We start from the raw sequence: 23,271 nt of genomic DNA, 5'->3' as shown, positions 1-23,271 counted from the left end.
CGCACGGCGGGGCCGGGAGGATCCGGCGTAGTCCCGAAATCATCTCCGGGTACTACGGGCGCCGCATGCGGTTCCACCTGCGGAAGGGCGACCGTACGGGGTCCCGGTTCCTAGACTCGGAGACATGATCTCATCGGTTCGCCGGAAACTGGCCGTGCTCCCCGTCCTGCTGCTGCCCCTGGCCGCGGCGGCCGCCTGTAGCAGCGAGAACGCCACCACCGACTGCAAGGGCAACACCTGCACCGTGACGTTCAACCGGGGCGTGGACGCCAGCGCGAGCATCCTCGGCGTCAAGGTCGAGCTGGTGGGCGTGCAGGGCGACAACGTCACCCTCAAGGTCGGCAGCCAGCAGATCACCGTCCCGGTGAGCGACGGCGGGCAGCAGGCCGACGGCGGCGTCGACGTGGACGTCACCTCCGTGACCAAGGACAAGGTCGTCGCCAGGGTGTCGCTCAACCCGTGACCGGCCGGAGCGTTCGGCCGGTGCGTCGATGAGCAGTCGTGCCAGGTGGCGGCGCTGAGCGCCGCGATGCGCTGACACGCCCGGCTCCAGAGCAAGCCACACCGCTGACGCCGGTGATCAGGGTGACCTGCGAACGCGAGAGGCAGTCCGGGCGACGCTTCCCGAGGTGGTCTGGGTCGGTATCGACGTCGGCAGAGCAGCCATCGCGCCGTGGCGGTAGACGCCGACGGCCGGCGGCTGTGGTCGGTGCCATCCGCTACCGGGTCATCACCCGGCCCGCCGATGGTCACCGAACGCGCAGCGCCGGGCGGCGCCCGGCTAGATCGTTGATGGGAAATGCCGTGGCCGGTCAGTGGTCGTAGGCGATCAGTGGGCGTTTGACGGGTGCGCCGATCAGCCGGTGGTGCCGGATGGCGGCGTTGAGCGCCACGATGCGCTGGCGCAACCAGGACTGCCGCAGTCAGGACGGGAACGCCAGGCCGGGCGCGGCCATGGGCGCCCTTCCCCATGCACGCGCCCGGTTCAGCGATTCCCCACCAACGATCTAGGCTGCCGCACATGCGACACATCGGCACCGACGAGCGGCGGGCCCGGCTGGCGACGCGCCACCGGCTCGCCGTCACCGCCCGCACCGGCGACGTTCCCGGGATCGCGGACTCCCTGGTGGTGCTGCACGCCACCGACCCCGCCACGGTGTTCCTGTCGGTCGCCGCCCGCAGCGCGACCGCGACGCCCGCCGACGTGGAACGCGCCCTGTACGACGACCGGACGCTGCTGCGGATGCTGGCGATGCGGCGCACGATGTTCGTCGCGCCGGTCGGGCTGGTCCCGGTGTTGCAGGCGGCGGTCGCCGACGGCCTGGCCGCCAAGCAGCGCCGCACCTACGGCCGGTTCCTGGAGCAGGCGGGGGTCGTCGACGACGTGGACGCCTGGTGGCGGGAGGTGGAGCGCAGCACCCACCGGATCCTGCTGGAGAAGGGCGAGGCGACCGGCGCGCAGCTCAGCGCCGCCGAGCCCCGGCTGCGCACCAAGGTCGACCCCGCGCCCGGCAAGTCCTACTCCAAGCCCGTCTCGGTCACCACCTGGGTGCTGGTGACGCTGGGCTGCGAGGGGCTGATCGTGCGGGGCCGCCCCAACGGCACCTGGATCAGCAGCCAGTACCGGTGGGCGCCGGTCGAGGCGTGGCTGCCCGGCGGCGTCCCGCGGATGCCCGCCGACCAGGCCCGCGCCGAGCTGGTGCGGCGGTGGCTGCGGGCGTTCGGCCCCGCCCCGGTCGCGGACCTGAAGTGGTGGACGGGCTGGTCCCTGACCGACGTCCGCAAGGCCCTGGCCACGGTCGACACCGTCGAGGTGACGCTCGACGGCGGGCGGGCCGGGCTGGTGCTGGCCGACGACCTGGAGCCGGTCGCCGCGCCCGAGCCCTGGGCGGCGCTGCTGCCCGCCCTGGACCCCACCCCGATGGGCTGGCAGGAACGCGGCTGGTACCTGGGCGACCACGCCCCGGCGCTGTTCGACCGCAACGGCAACATCGGCCCCACCGTGTGGTGGGACGGCCGGATCGTCGGCGGCTGGGCCCAGCGCCCGGACGGCGAGGTCGCCGTCCGGCTGCTGGAGGACGTCGGCGCCGACGCCGCCGCCGCGATCGACGCCGAGGCGCGGCGGACCGCCGCCTGGATCGGGGAGATCCGGGTCACCCCGCGGTTCCGCACCCCGCTGGAGCGCGAGCTGACCGGCTGACCCGCCCGCGGCCTCAGCCGCGTCCCGACGGCACGGCCGGGCGGGGCTCCTCGCTCCGCGCGGCCGAGGGCCGGGCGAGCGCGCCGGGCCACCACGCCCGGCGGCCGAGGTCCAGGGTGAGCGCCGGGACCAGCAGCGACCGCACCACCAGGGTGTCGAGCAGCACGCCGAACGCGACGATGAAGGCGATCTGCGCCAGGAACGCCAGCGGGATCACCGCCAGCGCCGCGAACGTCGCCGCCAGCACCACGCCCGCCGAGGTGATGACGCCGCCGGTCGTGGTGAGGCCGCGCAGCACCCCCTGGCGGACGCCGTGCCGGGCCGTCTCCTCCCGGACGCGCGACATCAGGAAGATGTTGTAGTCGACGCCGAGCGCCACCAGGAACACGAAGCCGTACAGCGGCACCGAGGCGTCGGTGCCGGAGAACCCGAAGCCGTGGCGGAAGACCAGCGCCGCGATGCCGAGGGTGGCCAGGAAGCTCACCGCCACGGTGGCGACCAGCACCACCGGCGTGACCAGGGACCGCAGCAGCGCCATCAGGATCGCCAGGATGACCGCCAGCACGACCGGGACGATCACGGTGCGGTCGCGGGCGGCGGCGGCCTGGGTGTCGATCTGCTGGGCGGTGCGGCCGCCGACGATCGCGTCCGCGCCGGGCACGGCGTGCACGGCGGCGCGCAGCCGTTCGACGGTCCGCTCGGCGGCGGCGGCGTCGGCGGCGTCGCGCAGGGTGGCGTCGAGCCGCACCCGGCCGTTCACCACGCGGGGCCGGCCGCCGTCGCCGGCGGCGGTGACGTCCGCGACGCCGGGCACCCGGGCGGCCCGGGCCACCGCGTCGGCGTGCGCGGCGTCGGCGATGATCACGGCGGGCTGGCCGGAGCCGCCGGGGAAGTGGCGGCCGAGGGCCTGCTGCGCGGCGACCGACGGGGCGTCGTTGACGAAGGTCTCGTCCAGCGGGACGCCCCGGGCGTTCAGCAGCGGGGTGAACGCCGCGCACGCCACCAGCGGGAGCAGGGTCGCCACCCAGATCCGGCGCGGGCTGCGCCCCACCAGCGCGGCGACGCGCCGCCAGATCCCGCGCCCGCCGTCGTCGGCGGGCCGGGGACGGCCGGGCCAGTACGCGGCGCGGCCGAGCAGTACCAGGGCGGCGGGCAGGAACGTGAGGGCGCTGAGCACCGCGCAGGCGATGCCGATCGCGCCGACCGGCCCCAGCGCCCGGTTGTTGGTGAGGCTGCTCAGCAGCAGCGCCAGCAGGCCGAGCGCGACCGTGGCGGCGCTGGCGACGATCGGGCCGAACGCGCGGCGCAGCGCGGCCCGCCCGGCGGCGAACCGGTCGCCCCGCGCCGCGTACTCCTCGCCGAACCGGGCGGCCAGCAGCAGCGCGTAGTCGGTGGCGGCGCCGATGACCAGGATCGACAGGATCCCCTGGACCTGCCCGTCCACGCGCACCACGCCGCGGTCGGCCAGCGCGTACACCAGCGCGCAGGCCACCGCCAGCGCCAGCACCGACCCCACGATGATCACCAGGGGCAGCAGCACCGAGCGGTACACCAGCAGCAGGATCACCAGCACCGCCGCCAGCGCGACCCCCAGCAGCAGCCCGTCGATCCCGGCGAACGCCTCCGACAGGTCGGCCCGGGTCGCGGCGGGCCCGGCGATCTGCGCCCGCGCGTCGGGGACCCCCTCGGCGGCGGCGCGGATCCGGTCGAGGAGCTGCGGCAGCCGTTCCTCCGCGTCCGGCGGGAGCGGCACCACGCCCTGGAGCGCCCGGCCGTCCCCGGAGGGCAGGGCGGGCGACACCTCGCCCGAGGCGGTCAGGTCGCGCACGGAGGCCAGCGCCCGCGTGGCGGCCTGGCGCTGCGCGTCGGTCACCGGGGAGCCCTCGGTGGTCCACACGACGATGGCGGGCAGCGTCTCGTCGGAGGCGAACGCCTTCTGGGCCTCCAGCACGCGTGTGGACTCGGCGCTCTGGGGAAGGAAGGCGGCCTGGTCGTTGGTGGCGACCTCGCCGAGGCGGCCCGCGAACGGGCCGAACGCGCCGCCCACGCCGAGCCAGGCCACGAGCAGGACGGCCGGGACGAGCCATCGGAGACGTCGGGTTCGGGCTGTCATGTGGTTCCTCGCGGTGAGAGTACGGACACCCCACGATATCTCAATAATCGAGTATCTCAACCATTGAACTAATGTAGGCTGGCGAGGTGGAAGATCCCTCCACCGACCTACGGGCGTTCGCCGTCGAGCTGCGCCGGATGAACAGCGAGTTCAACCGCATCGCGCACGAGTTCGCCCGCGCCCACCACCTGCACCCCACCGACGTCCAGGCCCTGGCGGCGATCCTGGACGCGCCCGCGCGCCCGCCGGGGCGCCCCATGACCCCCGGGCGGCTGCGCGCGCAGCTGAACCTCACCTCCGGCGCGGTCTCGGCCTGCCTGGACCGGCTCGAACGCGCCGGGCACGTCCGCCGGGTCCGCGACTCCCACGACCGCCGCGTCGTCTACCTGCACTACGAGTCGGGCGCCAAGCGGCTGGCCGCCGAGTTCTTCCGCCCGCTGTCGGAGGCGACCCGCGCCGCGCGGGACCGGTTCGACGAGGACGAACTGCGCACCGTCCTCCGTTTCGTCCGCGCCATGAACGAGGAACTCGCCGACCTGCGGTCCCTGGGGCACCCCGGGTCGGGCGCGAGGGAACCCTGATCCGCCAAGATGGGTGCCATGCCCGCTGAACGCATGCTTCCCACCCCCGAAGCCGAAGATCTGATCGCGCTGACCCGCGAGATCGTCACGAAGGAACTGGCCCCCCGCGCCGCGCCCGCCGAGGAGGCCGCCGCGTTCCCGCGCGAGGTGTTCCGCCTGCTGGGCCGCGCCGGGCTGCTCGGCCTGCCCTACCCCGAGGAGCACGGCGGCGGCGGCCAGCCCTACGAGGTCTACCTCCAGGTCCTGGAGGAGATCGCGTCGGTGTGGGCGTCGGTCGCCGTCGGCGTCAGCGTCCACACCCTGGCCTGCTACCCGCTGTCCGCGTTCGGCGACGACGAGCAGAAGAAGCAGCTGCCCGACCTGCTGGGCGGCGAGCTGCTCGGCGGGTACGCGCTGTCGGAGGCGCAGGCCGGGTCCGACGCGGGCGCGCTGACCACCCGCGCGGTCCGCGACGGCGAGGGCTACCGCGTCACCGGCTCCAAGGCGTGGATCACCCACGGCGGCGAGGCCGACTTCTACGTGCTGTTCGCCCGCACCTCCGACGAGGGCGGGCGCGGCATCTCCTGCTTCCTGATCGAGGGACAGCTGGAGGGACTGTCGTTCGGGCCGCCCGAACGCAAGATGGGCCTGACCGGCTCCACCACCGCCCAGCTACATTTCGACGACGTCGCCGTGCCCGCCGGGTGGCGGCTCGGCGCGGAGGGGCAGGGCTTCCCGATCGCGCTGTCGGCGCTGGACTCGGGCCGCCTCGGCATCGCCGCGTGCGCGGTGGGCCTGGCGCAGGGCGCCCTCGACCACGCGGTGACCTACGCGACCCAGCGCGAGCAGTTCGGCCGCCCCATCATCGCCAACCAGGGGCTGTCGTTCCTGCTCGCCGACATGGCCGCCGCCGTGGAGTCGGCGCGGGCCATGTACCTGGAGGCGGCGCGCCGCAAGGACGCCGGGCTGCCGTTCTCCCGGCAGGCGTCGATCGCCAAGCTGGTCGCCACCGACGCGGCCATGAAGGTCACCACCGACGCGGTGCAGGTCCTCGGCGGCTACGGCTACACCCGGGACTTCCCGGTCGAGCGGTACATGCGCGAGGCGAAGGTCATGCAGATCTTCGAGGGCACCAACCAGATCCAGCGCATGGTGATCGGCCGCCACCTCGCCAAGGCCGCGGGCCACTGACCCGCCCGGCCGTCCCCCGGGGGGGTTAGGCCGTGTTTCAAAGCCCTGGCCCACGGCGCTCGCCTGGCGGCTCGCACCTCACCAGGGCTCGGCGAGCGCGACATCGCTTCGCGATCTGACCTGCGGGCCCTCGCCTTCGGCGTCGGGCCCGCAGGTCAGGTAACGCGCTCGCGTGCGCGGCTGAGGCCCACTTTGAAACAGGCCCTAGGTCCCGACTCCCCGTTCGCGGACCTGCCGGCGGATGTCGGCCGCGCTGAACGGGGTCTCGGCGGCCAGTTCCTCGGGGGTGCGCCCCGCGCGGACGGCCGCCGCGGCCGCGTCGAACAGGGCGGCCCTGGCGGCCTCCTTCTGCTCCAGGGCGTCCTTGTAGCGGGCGACGGCGAGCGCGAGCTCGGCGTCCTCGCGGGTCTCTTCGGCCATGCGCGACAGGGTACCGAAGCGTGACCCGGCCCTCCGCCGCGGCCCGGGTGCGGCGGGGCCTGGAGATCAGCGTGCGTTCCCAGGCCCCGGCGGACACGCACGGCCATCCCCTGCCCCGTCGCCGTCCCCGGCCCGCCCGGGGACGGCGGGGCCAATCCGCCGCCATGACCCGGTCATCTCTCCCCCAACCCCGGTGATCGCCGGTTTTCCGCGGGGCATGACCGCTCCGACGAAGGGGCGAGTGGGGGGACATTGGCGCAGACACCGGCCGGGGACGCCGCCGGGCGAGCCCTCGGGGCGCTCGCGGGCCTGGCGGCGTGCGCGGCCCTGGGGGCGTGCGCGGCGGGGCCGCGGGCGCACGCCGACGGGCCGTTCGCCGTCACCGGCCAGATCACCGACCGGGTGGGGGCCCTCGACGGCCGGGGCCCGGCCGTGCGGCGGGCGCTGCACCGGCTGTCCTCCGCCGAGGACGTCCGGCTGTTCGTGGTGTACGTGCGGGACTTCTCCGGGCGCGAGCCCGCCGAGTGGGCCGCCGAGACCGTCCGCCTCAGCGGCATGGGCCGCCGGGAGCTGCTCATGGCGGTCGCGACCGGCACCCGCCGGTACCACGTCTCGGCCCATCCCGACTTCGCGTTGCCGGCCGGGGACATGGGCGAGATCGCGCGGGTCGCCGTCGAACCGGCGCTGCGGCAGAACGACTGGGCGGGCGCGGCCGTCGGCGCGGCCGACGGGTACGCCGCCGCGCTGGCCGGACGGACCATCCCCCGCCCCCGGGTCACGCCGGGCGAGGCGGACCCGCGCGGGGGCGGCGGCGCGGGCTGGCTGCTGCCGGCCGGGCTGATCGGCGCCGGGCTCGCCGGCGGCGTCTACCTGTACGCGTGCGGCCGGCGCCGCCCCGCGGCGGGTCCGGCGGCCGCCGGGCCCGAGCCGCTGCCGGACCTGGACGCGCGGGCCTCGCTGCTGCTGGTGCAGACCGACGACGCGGTCACCGGCAGCGAGCAGGAGGTCGGGTTCGCGCGGGCGCAGTTCGGGGCGGCGGCCGCCGCGCCGTTCGCCGAGGCGGTCGCGTTCGCGCGCGAGCAGCTGACCGTCGCGTTCCGGCTGCGGCAGCGGCTCGACGACGAGGTCCCGAGGGACGACGCCGCCCGCCGCCGCGTGCTCCAGGAGATCGTCCGGCGGTGCGCCGAGGCGGGGCGGCGGCTGGACGCCCGGTCCGACGCGTTCGACCGGCTGCGCGACCTGGAGTCCAACGCGCCCGCCGTCCTCGCCGAGGTCGCGGCCCGGCACCGGCGGGTCGCCGCCGGCGTCGCGGCGGGCCGGGACCTGGTCGCGCGGATGGGCCGCGAGCTGGCCGCCCCGGCGGTCGCCGCCGTCGCCGACAACCCCGGCCAGGCCCGGGACCGCCTCGACCTCGCCGACCGCAACCTCGCCGAGGCCCGCGCCGCCCTGGACCGGGGCGAGCCGGCGCGGGCGGCGCCGGCGATCAGGGCCGCCGAGTCCGCCGTGGACCAGGCCGGACGGCTGCTGGCGGCGGTGCGGCGGCGGTCGGCCGAGCTGGCGGCGGCCGCGGCCGGGCTGCGCGCCGTGCTGGACGACACCGAACGCGACCTGGCGGCGGCCCGTTCCCTGGTCACCGCCGAGCAGCGGTGGCAGGCCGAGCTGGCCCCGCACATCGCCCGCGCCCGCAGCGTCATGCGGCAGGTCCGCGCCGACCTCGCGGCCGGGCCCGTCGACCCGATCGCCGAGCACCAGCGCCTCCAGGAGGCGCACGACGCGCTCGACGAGGCGCTGTCGGGGGTGCGCGGCGAACGGGAGCGGCGGCGCAGCGCCGCCGTCCAGCTCGACCAGGCGATCCTGGTGGCGCGCAGCGAGATCGCCGCCGCCCGGGACCTCATCGCCACCCGGTGCGGCGCGGTCGGCAGCACCGCCCGCACCCGCCTGGCCGAGGCCGAACGGCGCCTGGGCCGCGCCGCCGGCCTCGCCGGGCCCGACCCGGTCGCCGCGCTCACCGCCGCCGAGCAGGCCGCCGCCCTCGGCCAGCAGGCCGGCCAGCTCGCCGAACGGGACGTGCGGGGCCACTCGCTCGCGGGCGTCCCCGGCGGGGACGGCGACCTGGCGGGCGCGGGCGGCTTCGGCGGCCCGGCGACCCGCGTCCGGCGCGGGCGGCCGTTCCCGGCCGCCGACCGCGTGACCACCGACCACGGGGGCTTCCGCCCATGACCAAGCGGAGCATCGTCGGCCGCGTGGCCCAGCTCGCGCGGGCCGACGTCCACGCCCTGCTGGACGAGGCCGAGGAGCCGGAACGGGCGCGGGACCGGCTCGTCCGGGACTACGCCGACACCATCGGCGAGGCCGAGCGGGCGGCCGCCCGGACGGCCGGGGACCTGCGGCTGCTGGAGGCCGACCACGCCGAGGACGTGCGGGCCGCCGCCGAGTGGGGCCGCCGGGCCCTGGCCGCCAGCCAGGAGGCCGACCGGCTGCGCGCCGCCGGGGACGCCGCCGACGCCGACCGGTTCGACGACCTCGCCCGGGTCGCGCTGGAACGGCAGTTGCAGGCCGAGACCGAGGCCCGCGCCACCGCGCCCGCCATCGCCTCCCAACGGGAGATCGTCGACCGGCTCCGAGCCGGGGTCGAGCGCATGCGGTCCCGGCTGGCGGAGCTGAGGGACCGCCGCGACGACCTGCCCGCCCGGACGCGCCTCCCCCACGCCGCCGGGAACGCCGACCCCATGGACCCCATCAGCGAGGTCGCCCGGTTCGAGCAGAAGCTGCGGCGCGAGGAGGAGCGGGTGCGCGGCCGCCGGGACCCGGCCGCCTCACCGCTGGACACCCGGTTCGAGACCCTGACGGGCCTGGAGTGCAGAGCCGAGGTCGAAGCCCGCCTGGCGGCCCTGAAGGCCCACGGCCCGGCGGCCCTGGCCGCCCGCTCCCCGCAACACGACGTCCCCTGACCCCGACAACAACGCAAACGAGCCCGACGTCAAAGTTCACGCCCCCTGGAAGCAGTGCACGCGAACGAACACCACACAAGCAGAAGCCGCACAGCACGACGGCGCGGCAAGACAACGCGGCGCGGCTGCGCGGTCCCTGGGGTGAGGTCCCTGGGTTCTGTCGTCAAAGTAGTTGTGGCTGGTTTGTCCGGTGGCGATCCTTGGGTGGGTGGTTCGTCGTCATGAGTTGGCCGATGCCAAATGGCAGTTGCTGGAGCCGTTGCCGCCCAAGGCAGCAGATGGGACGGCCCCGGGCCGATGACCGGCGGGTGCTGAACGGGATCGTGTGGAAGTTCCGCGCCGGGGCGGCCTGGCGGGACGTGCCTGAGCGGTACGGGTCCCAGGGGCTGTCCGGCGGATCATGGTGGCGTCGCGGGATCAGAGTCATCGGCGCCGTATCGACGTGATCGCCGGAAGGGGCTGCTTGATGTGTGGCCGGACTCATGGGCTGTGGTGGCCGAATCCGACCGAGAGCAATGGGACTACAGCTCCGGGCTCCGCCCGGGGGCTGAGGCAGTGCCATCGAAGCTGAGGCATCCGTAGATCTTTGTTAGCGATGCTGAGGGCATGGGCGGCGGGGACCGCTCCGATCGGGTGTCCTGATCGTCGAGTCGCTGCGGAGTGGAGGTGCCTGCGGGGGGCGGCGGAGCCGGTGCCGAGGTTCCGACGAGCGGAGGGCGCGGCCCGTCGCCCGCTCCAGGTCCAGGAAGCTTTCGGCTGTTCAGTAGCTTCCGTCTCATGCAGCAGATCACTGAGCACCTCTTCGGCCGGGACACCCGGCTCGTCTCGGCCGGCGCCGACATCCATGCCGCCCGGCTCACCGAGCGCTGGAACACCGCCGGCGGCAACCCCAACGGGCGGGCTGTCTGATGGCGGTGGATGTTCGTGCTCTGCGGCAGCACTTCGAGTTCCGCGATCCGTTGGTGGCCTCGGCGTTCTTTCTCCGGCCCGGTGCACCCGGAACAGCCCGGATGCGCCAGGACGGCAAGGGGATCCTGCGCACCGTCGCCGCGTTCGCCGACCTCGACCAGGCCAACGGCCGTATCCTGTCCCTGGCGCCCATGCCCGACCTGGTGAGCCTGCCGTTCCTGGCCGGCGCCGCCTACCCGGCCGTCATGGAACTGGGGGAGCTCCCCTCCGCCACCGTAAACCGACCATTCACCTGCGCAACCATCCCGCCCCCGGCTGGCTCGCCCGCCAGATCGACACCCGGCACGTCACCGGCGGCTTCCACGAAGAAGACTGCGACATCTGGGACTTCCAGGGCACTCTGATCGCCCAGTCCCGACAACTCGCCCTTCTCCCATAGCCGGACCTCACCGAGACCAGCGTCAGCTCGCTCCCGCTCGGGCCGCCGTCATGACGGCTCAGGTTCGATGGCAGGGAGCGGCCGGGGGCCTTGTCACCCGACCTGAGAGGTTGTCTCGGATCCCCAAGGGGTTGAAAGCTAGAAGCCGCCCCAGAGCCGCATCCCACGACCACACGCCGTCGAGGACCCCTGGATGATCACCGGCGACGGAATCTCGCATGAACCACGAACCGCACCCGCCGGGTTTAGCGGTCCGGCGGAATCCTGAGTGGGCGGGTGCCTACGATCATCCGCATGTCCGAACTGCGCCCCTTGGATTTCGGTGAGGCTCCTCGCCTCGGTTCGCTCTACGGTTTCTCCGTCGTGCAGCGCGATGGTCAGTCGATTCTGGCCGGTTCGCACGATCAGAGCCTTGAGGCTTGCAGCTGGAATCTGTCGAGTGATGTGTGGACCGTGCACGAGCTGGACGACCCGTGGCTCGACGAGGCGAACTACACCGAGCTCACGGCGTTCGGGGCAGTGGTCGTCGATGGGCGGATCGTGGGCGGCGGGGGCGGCGATCATCAGGGGTTCGCGCTGTGGGACTTGGAGAGCGGCAAGGTCCGGCTGTCGGCGCAGGAGGGCGGAGGGGTCACCACTTCCGCTGTCGTGGTCGGCGGTCGTGCGTTGTTCGTGGTGGGAAGCCCGGCTGCCCCTGGGGTACAGGTGTGGGACGCGTCGGTGGTCGAGGCTGACGAGGAGGAGTACGAACGGGCCGAGACCGCCGGTCTGGACAAGCCGCCCTCACCCTACGCCTCCATGGTGGATGTGAACGAACTGGAGGCCAGGTCACATGCGGCCAGCGCGGTTGCGGCCGGGGCGTTGGATGGTCGGCTGGTGCTGGTGGCCAACGGCGCGGACGGCGGGGTGCTCGTGTGGGACGTGGACGGGCAGCGCGCCCTGGTCGAGTTCGATGACCTTGATGAGGGGCTGACCGACTTCGCGTTGGTGACCGGCGATCGCGCGCATGTCGTGGCGGCGGGCGGTCAGCAACTGGTGGTGGGTGATCCCGCCACCGGCGAGTGGGGTGAGCCGTTGGCCGTTCCGGGAGATGAGATCTCGTGTCTGGCGGCCGGGCTGGTGAACGGGCGTCTGGTTGCCGTCACCGGGTCGGAGGACGGCACGGTCTGCGCTTGGAACCTGGACGAAAGGTGGCTGCTTGCCGAGCCGATCCGTGGCATGGGTGAAGTGCGCGCCATCAGCATCACCGAGCTGGACGGGCGCCAGGTCTTCGTCAGCACGGGTCGGGACGGTGTGATGCGGGTCTGGGAGTTCACCCTATAGCGCGCCGCCGTGCGGAGACGCGTGCGATAGCGGCGGGTTCGGAGCGGTCGGCTTCCTCTGCTTTGCGGGCTTCCAGCGCGACCGCGTCGGCGGTCAGCGCACCGGCCTGTAACGCCACCGCCAGGCTGGCGACGAGGTGTTCGTGGTTCATGTGCCGGGCCAGCGACAGGACCTCGATCAGTGCCCGGGTGCCGGCGCGGTCGCCGTGGGCTTGCAGGCCGCCGCCCACCAGCGGTCGTGCACGGGGGTGGACTTGCCCGCCTCGCGGGCCTGCTCCAACGCGGCGGCGCCGGGCGACGCCCCGGGCTTGCAGACCAGGATCTCCAAGTAATGGTCCAGGACCAGCCGGGACCGGCCCCTGGCCAGCAGCCGATCGTGGCGGGCGACTTCGGCCTGGCCGTCATAGACGATCAGCTCCGAGGCGTGCAGCATGACCCGGACCGTGCGGCCGATCAGGCGGACCGGCACCGAGTAGCGCTTGGCGCGCACGCCGATCCGGCTGAAACGATCCCCCCGCGGCGACAGCACTGGATAACGGCCTATTATCTGCTGCGGCACTGTCGCGGTCTGCGGCGATGGCCGCCAGGCGGCGTGTGAAGCGGCCCTGTTATCTGTGGCGGAGGAGCTCGTTCATGCAGTCCGGTATCGCAGAGTTGGCCGCCGTCAGCCTTGACTGCCCCGATCCGCCGGCGCTCGCCGCGTTCTATGCCGCGCTGACGGGCGGGAAGATCACCCATGACGCCCCAGAGGCGTCCGCGGTCGTGCTGCCGGACGGGACAAGGTTGATTCTTCTACGCGTCTTGGACTACCTGCCGCCGACCTGGCCAGACGGCGAGCGTCCTCAGCAGTTCCACCTGGATTTCGACGTCGATGACCTCGACGGAGCCGAGGCCGTCGTCCGCGAGCTCGGCGGCGCCAAGCCGGCCTTCCAGCCGAACCCGGAACGGTGGCGCGTCATGACCGACCCGGCCGGGCACCCGTTCTGCCTCTGCCCGCGTCGGCGGTAGGTGACCAACAGGCACGGCGAACGCTTAGCGCACGATCCCGCAGCGATGTCCCCCTGCCCCGCGTACTGGTCGGCGGCTGAGGGCGTGGGCGGTGTCCCGCCGGACCCGGTGTCAAGCCGTGATCATCCCGCCGGGTGCTGCGGGCCCGCCCCTCCAGTCCAGGGACCGGAGAAACCATCCCCCGTTCGCGCAGAGGGCGCTGTGGCCTGACTCCGCATGCTGGCCGGCGTGACAGCAGCCCACCCTGACCGGCGACCGGTGCATACCGGGCGCCGCGCACCCGACGGAATCAGTTTCCTGTCTGGTACATCGCCCTCGGCGGCCTCGTCCCCACCCACCGCGTTGGCTTGCCCGTTGCCTCTTTCGGGCTTATCTGGTCTGCCCATCCTCCTGGCCCTCGCGCTCCTTCACCGTCTCGCCGTCGACCGGTGACCCGCGAGCGGCCTCCTCCAAGACGCGCGGGCCCAGCCTCAACGCCCCGGCCCCGGCCGGGGAGTCGGGGATGACCAGCCACCCCGCCCTCGAAGGGTGCGGCTCGTTCTCAGTGAGTCATATGCCCAGCTCGGCAACGCCGCTGTGGTGGAGACGCCCATTCGACGTCATCCGCGACCGAGGCCAGGAGAAACCGCGGGAGATCAGTTCCCGGGCCGCTTGAGCTGATCGAGGCGTCCGGTCTCCAGGTGAGTGATGTCCCCGCCGGTGTCCAGCGCGGTGTCCAGCAGCACCGCGAGCGAGGTGCCGTACACCGGGACGTCGGCCGGATCGTCGACCACCCGGAGCTTTCGGCCTGGATGCTCGGGGTCTGGCTCGACGCGGCAGACAACCCAGTGAAAGACATCGTCCTCGTAGCCCACGACCATGCATACGGTCCTGCCGTCGTTGAGATCGATCACCGCTTGGAGCCAGTGGTCGGTCCCGGTCACCGTCTGGTGTCCGCCGATCGGCCGCAGCCGCCACGCACCGTCGAACAACGCCGCGTAACGAAGGCGATGGTAGACCGCTACAAGGTCGGCGGGCGCGTTCCACAGGATGGAGCGGTTCGGCGGTTCGGTCGCGCGTTCGGCCTCGTGGTCGTCTGCGATCCGGTCGATCACATCGTCGATCTCGACGTCGGCCGGGGCCAGGTGCCAGCCCGCGACCGGCCGGAGCGAACCGTCCTGGTCCTGGGCGACACCGGTCAGGCCAGCGTGCAGGGCCACGGTCCGGTTGTCGCCTTCGGTCCGGTCGGTGATGGTGATGATCGCCTGGGACAGGGTGGCCGGAACCTGGCTACTCGCCACACCCGGGCCCTGGTAGAGCCCGTTCTCATCGGGAGGCACGTCGCGTGGTTCACCGACCGGCAGGTGCAACATCGGATTGGGCTGGCCGGACACGCCGTCACGGGTCAGGTACGGGTACAGCCGCGTGATCCAGCCGGTGATCCTCGAGGCGCCGTAGGCGTCGACCGGGCTGTAGACGCGCTGCCAGAACCCGATGTCGGCGTCGCCCGTCGCGGCCCGGACGAACTGGTCGGTGATCGGAACGAGCGACCGGCACCAGGTCTCCAGGCCGAACGCGGCGAGCATGTCCACCCGCTGGCGGATCGTCCGCCAGTCCTCGACCGTGCCGGTCAGAGTGACCGAAGGGATGCCGCAGACGAACGACATGTGCAACGCGAAGTACGGCGAGTAGGCGTCGAGCAGCACGATCCGACCAGCCGTGCGCTCCACGTCCGTGCTGGTGGAGAAATCGCACTCGAACGCCGAGAGGCCGGCGTGGTCGAGTTCACCGGCGAGCAGCTTGGCGAACCGCTCTCCCAGGAACTGCCACGACCCGGCATCCTGCGGCATCGGCCCGTCGACCTCTATCGAGAGCCGCCTCCTACCGGCGTGGCTCACCAGCAGTGGACGCAGTTCCTCGGCGTGCAGCCGCACATGCTGGGCGAGCCCTTGAAGGATGGTCAGCCACACAGCGTCCGGGGAGAGCACCAGTGGGCGGTGATCGGCGAACGCCCGCCCGACAGCGCTGAGCAGCGGGTGCACCCCGTCTGGCTGGAGGACCGGCAACGCTGGATCGCCGCCCAGCACCATCGCCTCCGGGAACAGATCGCCCAGTGGCACCGTGGGCAGCACCTCCGCAGCGGGCACGACATCGTCCACCTGAAAAGTCGTCACCGGGCCACGCTAGCGCTGGATGCCCGGAAACCACCGTGCTCGAAGGCCCGGCGCTCGGGTCCGTACCATGAGCCCCAAGTAGCGCTGAGCAACCGGCGACTGCACATGACGTCCAGACCCCACCACCGCCCAGCCCGCACAAACGCCGTTCCCCACCGCCGCTGACCTGCGCCGGTTTCACGAATCCGACCGCACGCGAGGCACGGTCGCACGGTTATCCAGAAGGCGCGGTGACGGCGTGCCGGATCTATCCCCCGGTGTCCGGATCGGAACCCGGCGCGCGGCCGGGCGGCGTGCACAGCCTGTGACCTGCGCGGACCGCCCGGACTTTCGGCTTGTGACACGTCCGTTAACGGCACCCCATGGTTCCGGGGGTCGCCATCAAGCCAGCCGGGCAGCGCTGCCGTGAGGGCGCGGCGTCAGAAGCGGCGCGGGGTCAGAGGGTGTGGGGTTAGAGGTGGTGGGGGGTGGGGGTGTCAGGGGTGCGTTGGGCGTGGGAGCGGCGTACGAAGAGCACGATCCAGAAGACCGCGGCGAACGCGCCGGCCACCGCGCCGCCGATCACGCTCAGGCCCAGGTAGCCGAAGACGGTGTCGTCGGGGGTCACCGTGATCTGTCCCTCGGTGTCCTGGCAGGCCAGGCGGACGGTCCCGGTCATCGGGGCCTCGAAGGTGGCGGTGTAGCGCAGGCCGGGCCGCTCGCCGGCGCTCCAGGCGTTCTCGCGGGTGAGGACCACCGGGCCGGTCATCCCGTCGGGCGCGGCCACCACGCAGACCGTCGGCGCGGGCGCGTTCCGCTGCGCGTACAGGAAGTAGCCGTGCCCGCGCACCAGCCGCACCGTCACGCCCGAGGCGGGGTCGCCGGACGCCGGGGGGTCGTCGGCGACGCGCAGCGAGCCCAGGTTGAGGCCGACGAACACCAGGCACCACAGCGCGGCCGCCGCCAGCAGGAGGGCGGGCACCGTGTACCAGCCCGCGCTCGGCCGGACGGGTTCGGGGTGCGGCGCTGCCCACATACCACCACGATCGCAGACGGGTCCGGCGCAAGGCCAGTAAGGGGCCACTGACGACAGGGTGGGGCGAACCCGGTAACGTCGCCTCCGGATCTTTCGGGAGGCGGATGTGGCGACGTCACCGGAGCCGGGAGCGCTGCCGGAGCTGGAACCGGGCACCCTGCCGCCGGACGCGGGGGCGCTGCGCGGCCGGGTGCGGGAGTTCCTGGCCGGGCAGGACTTCACCCCGCGCTGCGACAGCTGGCTGACCGGCGCGGACCCGGCGTTCAGCAGGCGGCTCGCCGAACGCGGCTGGCTCGGCATGACGCTGCCGCCGCGCTACGGCGGGCACGGCCGCTCCCCGCTGGAGCGCTTCGTCGTGATCGAGGAGCTGCTCGCGGCGGGCGCGCCGGTCGCCGCGCACTGGATCGCCGACCGGCAGACCGGGCCGAGCATCGCCGCGCACGGCTCCGAGGCCCTCAAGCGCCGCTTCCTGCCCGCGATCACGCGCGGCGAGTGCTTCTTCGCGATCGGGATGAGCGAGCCGGACGCGGGGTCGGACCTGGCGTCGGTGCGCACCCGCGCCGAACGCGTCGCGGGCGGCTGGCGGCTGCACGGCACCAAGCTCTGGTCCAGCGGCGCGCACCTGGCGCACGCGATCCTCGTGCTGGCCCGCAGCGCCCCGGCGGACGGCGACCGGCACGCGGGGCTGAGCCAGTTCGTCGTGCCGCTGCCGGGCGAGGGCGTGAGGATCCGGCCGATCCGGGGCCTGGCCGGGGAGCACCACTTCAACGAGGTCGCGTTCGACGGCGCGTTCGTCCCCGAGGACCTGCTGCTGGGCGAGCCCGGTGACGGCTGGCGGCAGGTCACCGCCGAACTCGCCTACGAGCGCAGCGGCCCCGAACGCCTCCTCAGCACGTTCCCGCTGGTCCGGCTGCTGGCCGAACGCGCCACGACCCCGGCGGGACGCCGCGCGGCCGGCGGTCTGCTGACCCGGCTGTGGGCGCTGCGGCAGGCGTCGCTGGGCGTGGCCGGGGCGCTCGCGCGGGGCCGCGCGCCCGACCTCCCCGCCGCGCTGGTCAAGGACATGGGCACCCGGTTCGAACGCGAGGTGATCGAGGTGGTGCGCGCCCACTGCCCCGTCGAGCCCGACCCCGCCTCCCCCGACCCCCTGGCGCGGGCGCTGGCGGAGGCCGTCGTGCAGTCGCCGGGGTTCACGCTGCGCGGCGGCACCAACGAGATCCTGCGCGGCATCGTGGCGCGCGGCCTGGGAGTGCGGTGATGACCGGGCTCCTCGACGAGACCGCGCACCGGATCCTCGCCGCCGGCGATCCCTGGCCCGCGCTGGAGGAGGCCGGGCTGACGCTGGTCGGCGTCCCGGAAGAGGCGGGCGGCAGCGGCGGCGGCCTGGAGGACGCGGCCGTGCTGCTGCGCGCCGCCGGGTACCACGGCGCGGCGGTGCCGCTGGCGGAGACCGGTTGGCTGGCCGGGCGGCTGCTGGCCGCCGCGGGGCTCAGGGTGCCCGCCGGGCCGCTCACCGTCGCCCTCCCCGACGCCGGGGGACGGCTGCGGCGCGTCCCGTGGGCGCGGTCGGCGCGCCGGATCGTCGTGCTGGCCGGCGGCGCGGTCACGGTCGTCGACCGCGCCGACATGGAGATCACCGAGGGGGCGAACGTGGCGGGCGAGCCCCGCGACGAGGTGACCCTCACGTCCGTGTCCGGAGAGAGCGTCCCGGCCCCCGTCCCGCCCGAGGAGCTGTGGCGGTGGGGCGCGCTGGCGCGGGCGGTGCAGCTCACCGGGGCGATGCGGCGCGCGCTGGACCTGGCGGTGCGGCACGCGGGCGAGCGCGAGCAGTTCGGGCGGCCGATCGGCCGGTTCCAGGCGGTGCAGCACCTGCTGGCCGAGGCCGCCGGGGAGGTCGTGGTCGCCGACGTCGCGGTCCGCGCCGCCGTCCGCGCCCCCGGCGATCCGCTGGCCGTCGCGGCGGCCAAGGCCGGCGCCTCCCGCGCGGCGGGCGTCGTCGCGTCGGTCGCGCACCAGGTCCACGGCGCGATGGGCGTCACCGAGGAGCACCCGCTGCGCACGGTCACGTCGCGGCTGTGGTCCTGGCGCGAGGAGTTCGGCGACGAGCACCACTGGGCCGCCGAGGCCGGGCGGCTGCTCGGTGACCGCGACCCGTGGGCCGTCCTGACCGGGACGGGTATCGTTACCGGGGAGTAATCCCCCTACTGGAGACCGCATGGCATTCAGGGACCTCCTGTCAGCCCCGCAGATCCGGATCCCCCGCTACACCGTGCAGCGCGACCTGCCGGTCACCACGCCCGACGGCGTGACGCTGCTCGCCGACCGCTACGCGCCCCCCGGCATGCGCGAACCGCTGCCCACGATCCTGGTCCGCACCCCCTACGGGCGGCGCGGACCGGCGGCGGTCCTCAACGGGCTGCCGTTCGTGCCGTTCGGGTTCCAGCTGGTGGTGCAGAGCGCGCGCGGCACGTCCGGGTCCGGCGGCGAGTTCGACCCGCTGGGCAGCGAACGCGAGGACGGTCTCGCCACCGTCGCCTGGCTGCGCGAACAGCCCTGGTTCGACGGGTCGTTCGCCACCTACGGCGCCAGCTACCTGGGGTACTCGGCGTGGGCGCTGGCCGCCGACGCCGGGCCCGAGCTGAGGGCGATGTCGTTGCAGATCACCGCCTCGTCGTTCCGGGACGCCGCCTACGTGGGCGGGTCGTTCGCGCTGGAGTCCACGCTGTCGTGGACCGACCTCACCCACCGGCAGCAGCGGCGGCTGGGCCTGCTCGCCGCGCCGCTGGTCTCGCGCCGCCGCGCCGTGCGCGCCGCCCGCAGCGGGCGGCCGCTCAGCGAGCTGGACGTGCTGACCGGCGGCGCGCCCATGCGGTTCTACCAGGACCTGCTGAAGCACCACGCGCCCGAGGTCGGCGCGGAGTACTGGTACAAGCGGGACTTCAGCGGGCGGGTCCGCGACGTCGAGGCGCCCGTGGCGCTGCTGGGCGGCTGGTACGACATCTTCCTGCCGTGGCTGGTCAAGGACTACCTGTCGCTGCGGGCGGGCGGCCACCGCCCCCACCTGACGATCGGGCCGTGGTGGCACACCGACGCGCGGCACAGCCTGGTGTCGTTCCGCGAGTCGCTGGCGTGGTTCCGCGCGCACCTCAAGGGCGAGACGTGGGGGCTGCGCGCCAACCCGGTGCGGGTGTACGTGACGCGCGCCAAGGAGTGGCGCGAGTACACCGACTGGCCGCCGCCGGGGATGCGCCAGGAACGCTGGCACCTGCACGCGGGCGGCGGCCTGGGCACCGACGGGCCGCAGCGGCGGGACCCGAGCGCCTACCGGTTCGACCCGCGCGACCCCACCCCGGCGCTCGGCGGGCCGACGCTGCTGGGCAGCTCGAAACCCGTGGACAACCGGCCGCTGGAGAAACGCCCCGACGTGCTGGTGTTCACCTCGCCCGAGCTGGCCGAGGACCTGGACGTGGTCGGGCCGGTCGCCGCCGACCTGTTCGTGCGGTCCAGCCGCGGGCACACCGACTTCGTGGTGCGGTTGTGCGACGTCGCGCCCGACGGCGTGTCCCGCAACGTCTGCGAGGGCGGCCTGCGCCTCGACCCCGACCGGCCGGTCGCCGACAAACCGGTCGGGACCGAGGGGGTGCGGCGGGTGGCGATCGACCTGTGGCCGACCGGGCACCGGTTCGAGCGCGGCCACCGCGTCCGCGTCCACGTCACCAGCGGCGCCTACCCGAAGGTCGCCGTCAATCCCGGCACCGGCGAGCCGATCGCCACCGCCCGGGAGATGGTCGCGGCCGAGCAGGAGGTCCTCCACGACCCCGACCATCCCTCGGCGCTGCTGCTGCCGGTGGTGCGGACCTCCCCCGAGGCGGTGGTCCCGGCGCCCGCCGAGGAGGAGGGCGGGGAGTGACCGTTCACAGGCGCGCGGCGATGGCCTTGGCGTAGCGGGCGGCGGCCCCGGGGTCGTGGTCCAGGAACAGGTTCGGCTCGGTGAGCTCCAGTTCGAGCAGGACCGGGGAGCCGTCCGGGCCGGGCACCAGGTCGACGCGGGCGTACAGCAGGTCGCCGGGGGCGTGCGCCAGGACCTCGCGCGCCACGGCGAGCTGCTCGGGGGTCGCCTCGACGGGAACGGTGTCCCCGCCGATCGGCCGGTCCGGCACGCCCGCGCCGGGCGCGAGGATCGCGGCCTTGCGGGCGGCGTGGCTGAACTCGCCGTCGCAGAACAGCAGCGCCGTCTCGCCCTCGGTGTCGATCGCCGACAGGTACGGCTGCACCATCACCGTACGGTCCTCGTCGCGCAGCCGCCGCAGGTGGGCGCGGGCGCGGTCCTCGTCGCCACGCCGCCAGCGGGCGGTGTCGCGCGACCCGCACGACACCGACGGCTTGATGACGTACTCGTCCCAGTCGGACGGGAGGTCGGCGGGGTCCCACAGCGTGGGGACGACGGGCACCCCGGCCCCGGCCAGCTCGCGCAGGTAGGTCTTGTCGGTGTTCCAGCGCAGCACCGGCGCGGCGTTCCGCAGGCGCGGGACGCCGGCGGCCCACTCCAGGAACTCCTCGCGGCGCTCGGTGTAGTCCCAGGTGGAACGGACCACGACCAGGTCGAACGCGGTCCAGTCGGTGCCGGCGTCGTCCCACGGGACCGCGACGGCCTCGACGCCGAGCCCGGCCAGCTCCCCGCGCAGCAGCGCCGCCTCGGCGCCGCCGTCCGGGATGACGGAGAACGTGGCGATCGCGACCCTCATCGGACCTCGTTCCCGGCCGCGCGCAGCGCGTCCTTCACCTCGGGGATCTTCAGGTCGCCGAAGTGGAACACGCTGGCGGCCAGCACCGCGTCCGCGCCCGCCGCGACGGCCGGGGCGAAGTGCTCGACCCGGCCCGCCCCGCCGGAGGCGATCACCGGGACCGACACCCGCGCCCGCACCTTCCCGAGCATCTCCAGGTCGAAGCCGTTCCTGGTGCCGTCGGCGTCCATGGAGTTCAGCAGGATCTCCCCCACGCCCAGCTCCTCGCCGCGCCGCGCCCACTCCAGCGCGTCGAGGCCGGTGCCCTTGCGGCCGCCGTGCGTGGTGACCTCGAAGCCCGACGGGGTGCCGGGGGCGCGGCGCGCGTCCACCGACAGCACGACGCACTGGGACCCGAACCGGTGCGCGGCCTCGCGCAGGAACTCCGGGCGGGCGATGGCGGCGGTGTTCACCGACACCTTGTCGGCGCCCGCGCGCAGCAGCCGGTCCACGTCCTCGACGGTGCGGATGCCGCCGCCGACCGTCAGCGGGATGAACACCTGCTCGGCGGTGCGGCGCACCACGTCGTAGGTGGTGGAACGGTCCCCGCTGGAGGCGGTGATGTCCAGGAACGTCAGCTCGTCGGCGCCCTCGGCGTCGTAGCGGCGCGCGAGCTCCACCGGGTCACCGGCGTCGCGCAGGTTCTGGAAGTTGACGCCCTTCACCACGCGCCCGGCGTCGACGTCCAGGCACGGGATCACGCGTACGGCGACGGTCATGCGTCCCCCCGATAGGCTTCCACTTCGACCTCCACCAGCATCCGCGGGTCCAGCAGGCCCGCGACGACCAGGATGGTGGACACCGGGCGCACCCCGCCGAACAGCAGTTCGTGCGCCCGCCCGACGTCCGCCGAGTGGGCGACGTCGGTGATGTACATGCGGGTGCGCACCACGTCGTCACGGCCCAGGCCGAGACGCTCCAGCGACCACAGCGCGATCTGGAACGCGGTGCGGGCCTGCTCGAACGGGTCGCCGACGTGCACGACCTGCCCGTCCACGGTGGCGGTGCAGCCCGCGACCAGCGCCAGGTCCCCCGCCAGGACGGCCCGGGAGTACCCGAAGGTGTCCTCCCAGGGGCCGCCGGACGTGATGCGTTCGATCACTTGACGGCCGCCAGGGCCTCTTCGAGGGTGAACGCCTGCGCGTACAGGGCCTTGCCGACGATCGCGCCCTCCACGCCGTCGGGGACCAGCGTGGCCAGGGCGCGCAGGTCGTCCAGCGACGACACGCCGCCGGAGGCGATCACCGGCTTGTCGGTGCGGGAGCACACCTCGCGCAGCAGCTCGGTGTTGGGGCCGCGCAGGGTGCCGTCCTTGGTGACGTCGGTGACGACGTAGCGCGGGCAGCCGTCGCGCTCCAGGCGCTCCAGGACCTCCCACAGGTCGCCGCCCTCGCGGGTCCAGCCGCGCGCGGCCAGGGTCGTGCCGCGCACGTCCAGCCCCACGGCGATCTTGTCGCCGTACTCGGCGATGATCCTGCGGCACCAGCCGGGGTCCTCCAGGGCGGCGGTGCCGATGTTGACGCGCGCGCAGCCGGTGGCCAGGGCGGCCTCCAGGGAGGCGTCGTCGCGGATGCCGCCGGACAGCTCGACCCTCACGTCGAGGCGGCCGGTGACCTCGGCGAGCAGCTCGCGGTTGGAGCCGCGCCCGAACGCGGCGTCCAGGTCCACCAGGTGGATCCACTCCGCTCCCGCGTTCTGCCAGGCCAGGGCGGCGTCCAGCGGGTTGCCGTAGGAGGTCTCGGTCCCGGCCTCGCCCTGCACCAGGCGCACGGCCTGGCCGTCGGCGACGTCAACGGCGGGAAGGAGCGTCAGTGTCATGGCATGAACCTTATCGATGCGGGTGGCGGAGGTGCCGCGGCCGTGCGGGTCAGCGGCGGCGGTCGAAGACGAGCGTGACGAACACCGGGACGAGGAACGCCGACAGGGCCAGCAGCGCCAGCCGCGCCGTCCACGACGGCCACAGGATCCAGCCCGCGACCTGCACGGCGAGGAAGACCCCGAGCACGGCGCGGTTCTGGGCGCGGCGGCGCCGCGCGAGCACCCCGCCCTGCCGCCGGTAGCGGACGGGCTTCGGCACGAGCGCCAGGAGCCGTGCGCGCCGGCGGCGGCGTTCGGCGGCCCTGGCGTCCCGCGCGGCCTGCTCGGCCGCCGCCCTGGCGGCGGCGGCCTCGCGTTCGGCGCGGCGCCGGGCCCGCTCCCTGCTCAT

24 protein-coding genes and 1 pseudogene are annotated in these 23,271 nt (G+C 74.1%); 14 read left to right on the top strand and 11 right to left on the bottom strand.

Annotation, left to right across the window (positions count from 1 at the left end; all coding sequences use genetic code 11):
- Nucleotides 1-124: 124 nt before the first annotated feature.
- Nucleotides 125-463 (top strand): hypothetical protein, encoded by a 339-nt coding sequence (locus tag HNR61_RS26805; protein ID WP_182845947.1) that lies wholly within the window; start codon nt 125-127, stop codon nt 461-463.
- 558 nt (nt 464-1,021) lie between these two features.
- The gene (locus HNR61_RS26800; RefSeq protein ID WP_182845946.1) at nt 1,022-2,200 is read left to right on the top strand and encodes a winged helix DNA-binding domain-containing protein; all 1,179 of its coding nucleotides are present in this window, start codon (nt 1,022-1,024) and stop codon (nt 2,198-2,200) included.
- Between the two features lie 13 nt (nt 2,201-2,213).
- Here HNR61_RS26800 and HNR61_RS26795 read toward each other — a convergent pair whose 3' ends face one another.
- Nucleotides 2,214-4,313 (bottom strand): MMPL family transporter, encoded by a 2,100-nt coding sequence (locus tag HNR61_RS26795; protein WP_182845945.1) that lies wholly within the window; start codon nt 4,311-4,313, stop codon nt 2,214-2,216.
- An 86-nt stretch (nt 4,314-4,399) separates the two neighbouring features.
- Between HNR61_RS26795 and HNR61_RS26790 the strand changes: the two genes are divergently transcribed.
- Together HNR61_RS26790 and HNR61_RS26785 are read left to right on the top strand one after the other, a co-directional pair.
- Entirely contained in the window at nt 4,400-4,894 is a 495-nt protein-coding gene (locus HNR61_RS26790) for a MarR family winged helix-turn-helix transcriptional regulator (RefSeq protein WP_312898111.1), read from the top strand.
- 18 nt (nt 4,895-4,912) lie between these two features.
- Nucleotides 4,913-6,064, top strand: a complete 1,152-nt coding sequence (locus HNR61_RS26785; RefSeq protein WP_182845944.1) for an acyl-CoA dehydrogenase family protein — start codon at nt 4,913-4,915, stop codon at nt 6,062-6,064.
- Nucleotides 6,065-6,268: 204 nt separating this feature from the next.
- Here HNR61_RS26785 and HNR61_RS26780 read toward each other — a convergent pair whose 3' ends face one another.
- Complete coding sequence (locus tag HNR61_RS26780) at nt 6,269-6,484, bottom strand: hypothetical protein (protein ID WP_182845943.1); 216 nt, start codon at nt 6,482-6,484, stop codon at nt 6,269-6,271.
- A 252-nt stretch (nt 6,485-6,736) separates the two neighbouring features.
- On the opposite strand from HNR61_RS26780, the gene HNR61_RS26775 reads away from it, so the two are divergent.
- From HNR61_RS26775 to HNR61_RS26755, 6 genes and pseudogenes are all read left to right on the top strand, one after another.
- Nucleotides 6,737-8,704, top strand: a complete 1,968-nt coding sequence (locus HNR61_RS26775; RefSeq protein ID WP_182845942.1) for a TPM domain-containing protein — start codon at nt 6,737-6,739, stop codon at nt 8,702-8,704.
- Nucleotides 8,701-9,435 carry a PspA/IM30 family protein gene (locus tag HNR61_RS26770; protein WP_182845941.1) on the top strand — a complete coding sequence of 245 codons (735 nt, stop codon included), beginning with the start codon at nt 8,701-8,703 and terminating at the stop codon, nt 9,433-9,435. Before HNR61_RS26775 ends, HNR61_RS26770 begins: the two co-directional genes overlap by 4 nt.
- Before the next feature lie 208 nt (nt 9,436-9,643).
- Nucleotides 9,644-9,812, top strand: a pseudogene (locus HNR61_RS48255) (transposase); the annotation flags it as partial.
- A gap of 400 nt (nt 9,813-10,212) precedes the next feature.
- A complete protein-coding gene (locus HNR61_RS49400) occupies nt 10,213-10,344 on the top strand; it encodes a hypothetical protein (protein ID WP_281400582.1) in 132 nt (43 codons plus the stop codon).
- Nucleotides 10,337-10,783, top strand: a complete 447-nt coding sequence (locus HNR61_RS26760; protein WP_246443844.1) for a thioesterase family protein — start codon at nt 10,337-10,339, stop codon at nt 10,781-10,783. The genes HNR61_RS49400 and HNR61_RS26760 overlap by 8 nt, the downstream gene beginning before the upstream one ends.
- 294 nt (nt 10,784-11,077) lie before the next feature.
- Nucleotides 11,078-12,106 (top strand): WD40 repeat domain-containing protein, encoded by a 1,029-nt coding sequence (locus tag HNR61_RS26755; RefSeq protein ID WP_182845939.1) that lies wholly within the window; start codon nt 11,078-11,080, stop codon nt 12,104-12,106.
- Here the strand turns inward: HNR61_RS26755 and HNR61_RS46940 are convergent.
- Complete coding sequence (locus HNR61_RS46940; protein ID WP_220509808.1) at nt 12,096-12,257, bottom strand: hypothetical protein; 162 nt, start codon at nt 12,255-12,257, stop codon at nt 12,096-12,098. The two genes, HNR61_RS26755 and HNR61_RS46940, sit on opposite strands and share 11 nt — an antisense overlap.
- Nucleotides 12,258-12,283: 26 nt before the next feature.
- Nucleotides 12,284-12,595, bottom strand: coding sequence for a Mu transposase domain-containing protein (locus HNR61_RS26750; protein ID WP_220509807.1), 312 nt, complete (start codon nt 12,593-12,595; stop codon nt 12,284-12,286).
- Between the two features lie 143 nt (nt 12,596-12,738).
- Here HNR61_RS26750 and HNR61_RS26745 point away from each other — a divergent pair, with 143 nt between their 5' ends.
- Nucleotides 12,739-13,113, top strand: a complete 375-nt coding sequence (locus HNR61_RS26745) for a VOC family protein (protein WP_182845938.1) — start codon at nt 12,739-12,741, stop codon at nt 13,111-13,113.
- Between the two features lie 635 nt (nt 13,114-13,748).
- On the opposite strand, the gene HNR61_RS26740 is transcribed toward HNR61_RS26745, so the two are convergent.
- Both HNR61_RS26740 and HNR61_RS26735 read right to left on the bottom strand, forming a co-directional pair.
- Complete coding sequence (locus HNR61_RS26740; protein WP_182845937.1) at nt 13,749-15,266, bottom strand: DUF4419 domain-containing protein; 1,518 nt, start codon at nt 15,264-15,266, stop codon at nt 13,749-13,751.
- Nucleotides 15,267-15,717: 451 nt separating this feature from the next.
- Nucleotides 15,718-16,281: a hypothetical protein gene (locus tag HNR61_RS26735; RefSeq protein WP_182845936.1), complete on the bottom strand. Its 564-nt coding sequence runs from the start codon at nt 16,279-16,281 to the stop codon at nt 15,718-15,720.
- A gap of 106 nt (nt 16,282-16,387) precedes the next feature.
- Here HNR61_RS26735 and HNR61_RS26730 point away from each other — a divergent pair, with 106 nt between their 5' ends.
- From HNR61_RS26730 to HNR61_RS26720, 3 genes are read left to right on the top strand one after another with little or no spacing between them, the layout of a single operon-like run.
- A complete protein-coding gene (locus HNR61_RS26730; protein WP_220509806.1) occupies nt 16,388-17,539 on the top strand; it encodes an acyl-CoA dehydrogenase family protein in 1,152 nt (383 codons plus the stop codon).
- Complete coding sequence (locus tag HNR61_RS26725) at nt 17,539-18,477, top strand: acyl-CoA dehydrogenase family protein (RefSeq protein WP_182845935.1); 939 nt, start codon at nt 17,539-17,541, stop codon at nt 18,475-18,477. Before HNR61_RS26730 ends, HNR61_RS26725 begins: the two co-directional genes overlap by 1 nt.
- Before the next feature lie 19 nt (nt 18,478-18,496).
- Nucleotides 18,497-20,191 carry a CocE/NonD family hydrolase gene (locus HNR61_RS26720; protein WP_182845934.1) on the top strand — a complete coding sequence of 565 codons (1,695 nt, stop codon included), beginning with the start codon at nt 18,497-18,499 and terminating at the stop codon, nt 20,189-20,191.
- 4 nt (nt 20,192-20,195) lie between these two features.
- Here the strand turns inward: HNR61_RS26720 and HNR61_RS26715 are convergent, their stop codons facing one another.
- From HNR61_RS26715 to HNR61_RS26695, 5 genes are read right to left on the bottom strand one after another with little or no spacing between them, the layout of a single operon-like run.
- Entirely contained in the window at nt 20,196-21,026 is an 831-nt protein-coding gene (locus tag HNR61_RS26715; protein WP_182845933.1) for an ATP-grasp domain-containing protein, read from the bottom strand.
- Complete coding sequence (gene hisF / locus HNR61_RS26710) at nt 21,023-21,784, bottom strand: imidazole glycerol phosphate synthase subunit HisF (protein WP_182845932.1); 762 nt, start codon at nt 21,782-21,784, stop codon at nt 21,023-21,025. Before hisF ends, HNR61_RS26715 begins: the two co-directional genes overlap by 4 nt.
- Complete coding sequence (locus HNR61_RS26705) at nt 21,781-22,167, bottom strand: RidA family protein (protein ID WP_182845931.1); 387 nt, start codon at nt 22,165-22,167, stop codon at nt 21,781-21,783. Before HNR61_RS26705 ends, hisF begins: the two co-directional genes overlap by 4 nt.
- A complete protein-coding gene (gene priA, locus HNR61_RS26700; protein WP_182845930.1) occupies nt 22,164-22,883 on the bottom strand; it encodes a bifunctional 1-(5-phosphoribosyl)-5-((5-phosphoribosylamino)methylideneamino)imidazole-4-carboxamide isomerase/phosphoribosylanthranilate isomerase PriA in 720 nt (239 codons plus the stop codon). Before priA ends, HNR61_RS26705 begins: the two co-directional genes overlap by 4 nt.
- Nucleotides 22,884-22,932: 49 nt before the next feature.
- Nucleotides 22,933-23,271: a hypothetical protein gene (locus HNR61_RS26695; RefSeq protein ID WP_182845929.1), complete on the bottom strand. Its 339-nt coding sequence runs from the start codon at nt 23,269-23,271 to the stop codon at nt 22,933-22,935.

Origin of the sequence: Actinomadura kijaniata (assembly GCF_014138665.1) — a bacterium.
Taxonomy (GTDB): Bacteria; Actinomycetota; Actinomycetes; order Streptosporangiales; family Streptosporangiaceae; genus Spirillospora; species Spirillospora kijaniata.
Note: the sequence above shows the minus strand (reverse complement) of the source record. Positions and strands in the feature narration are given on the sequence as shown.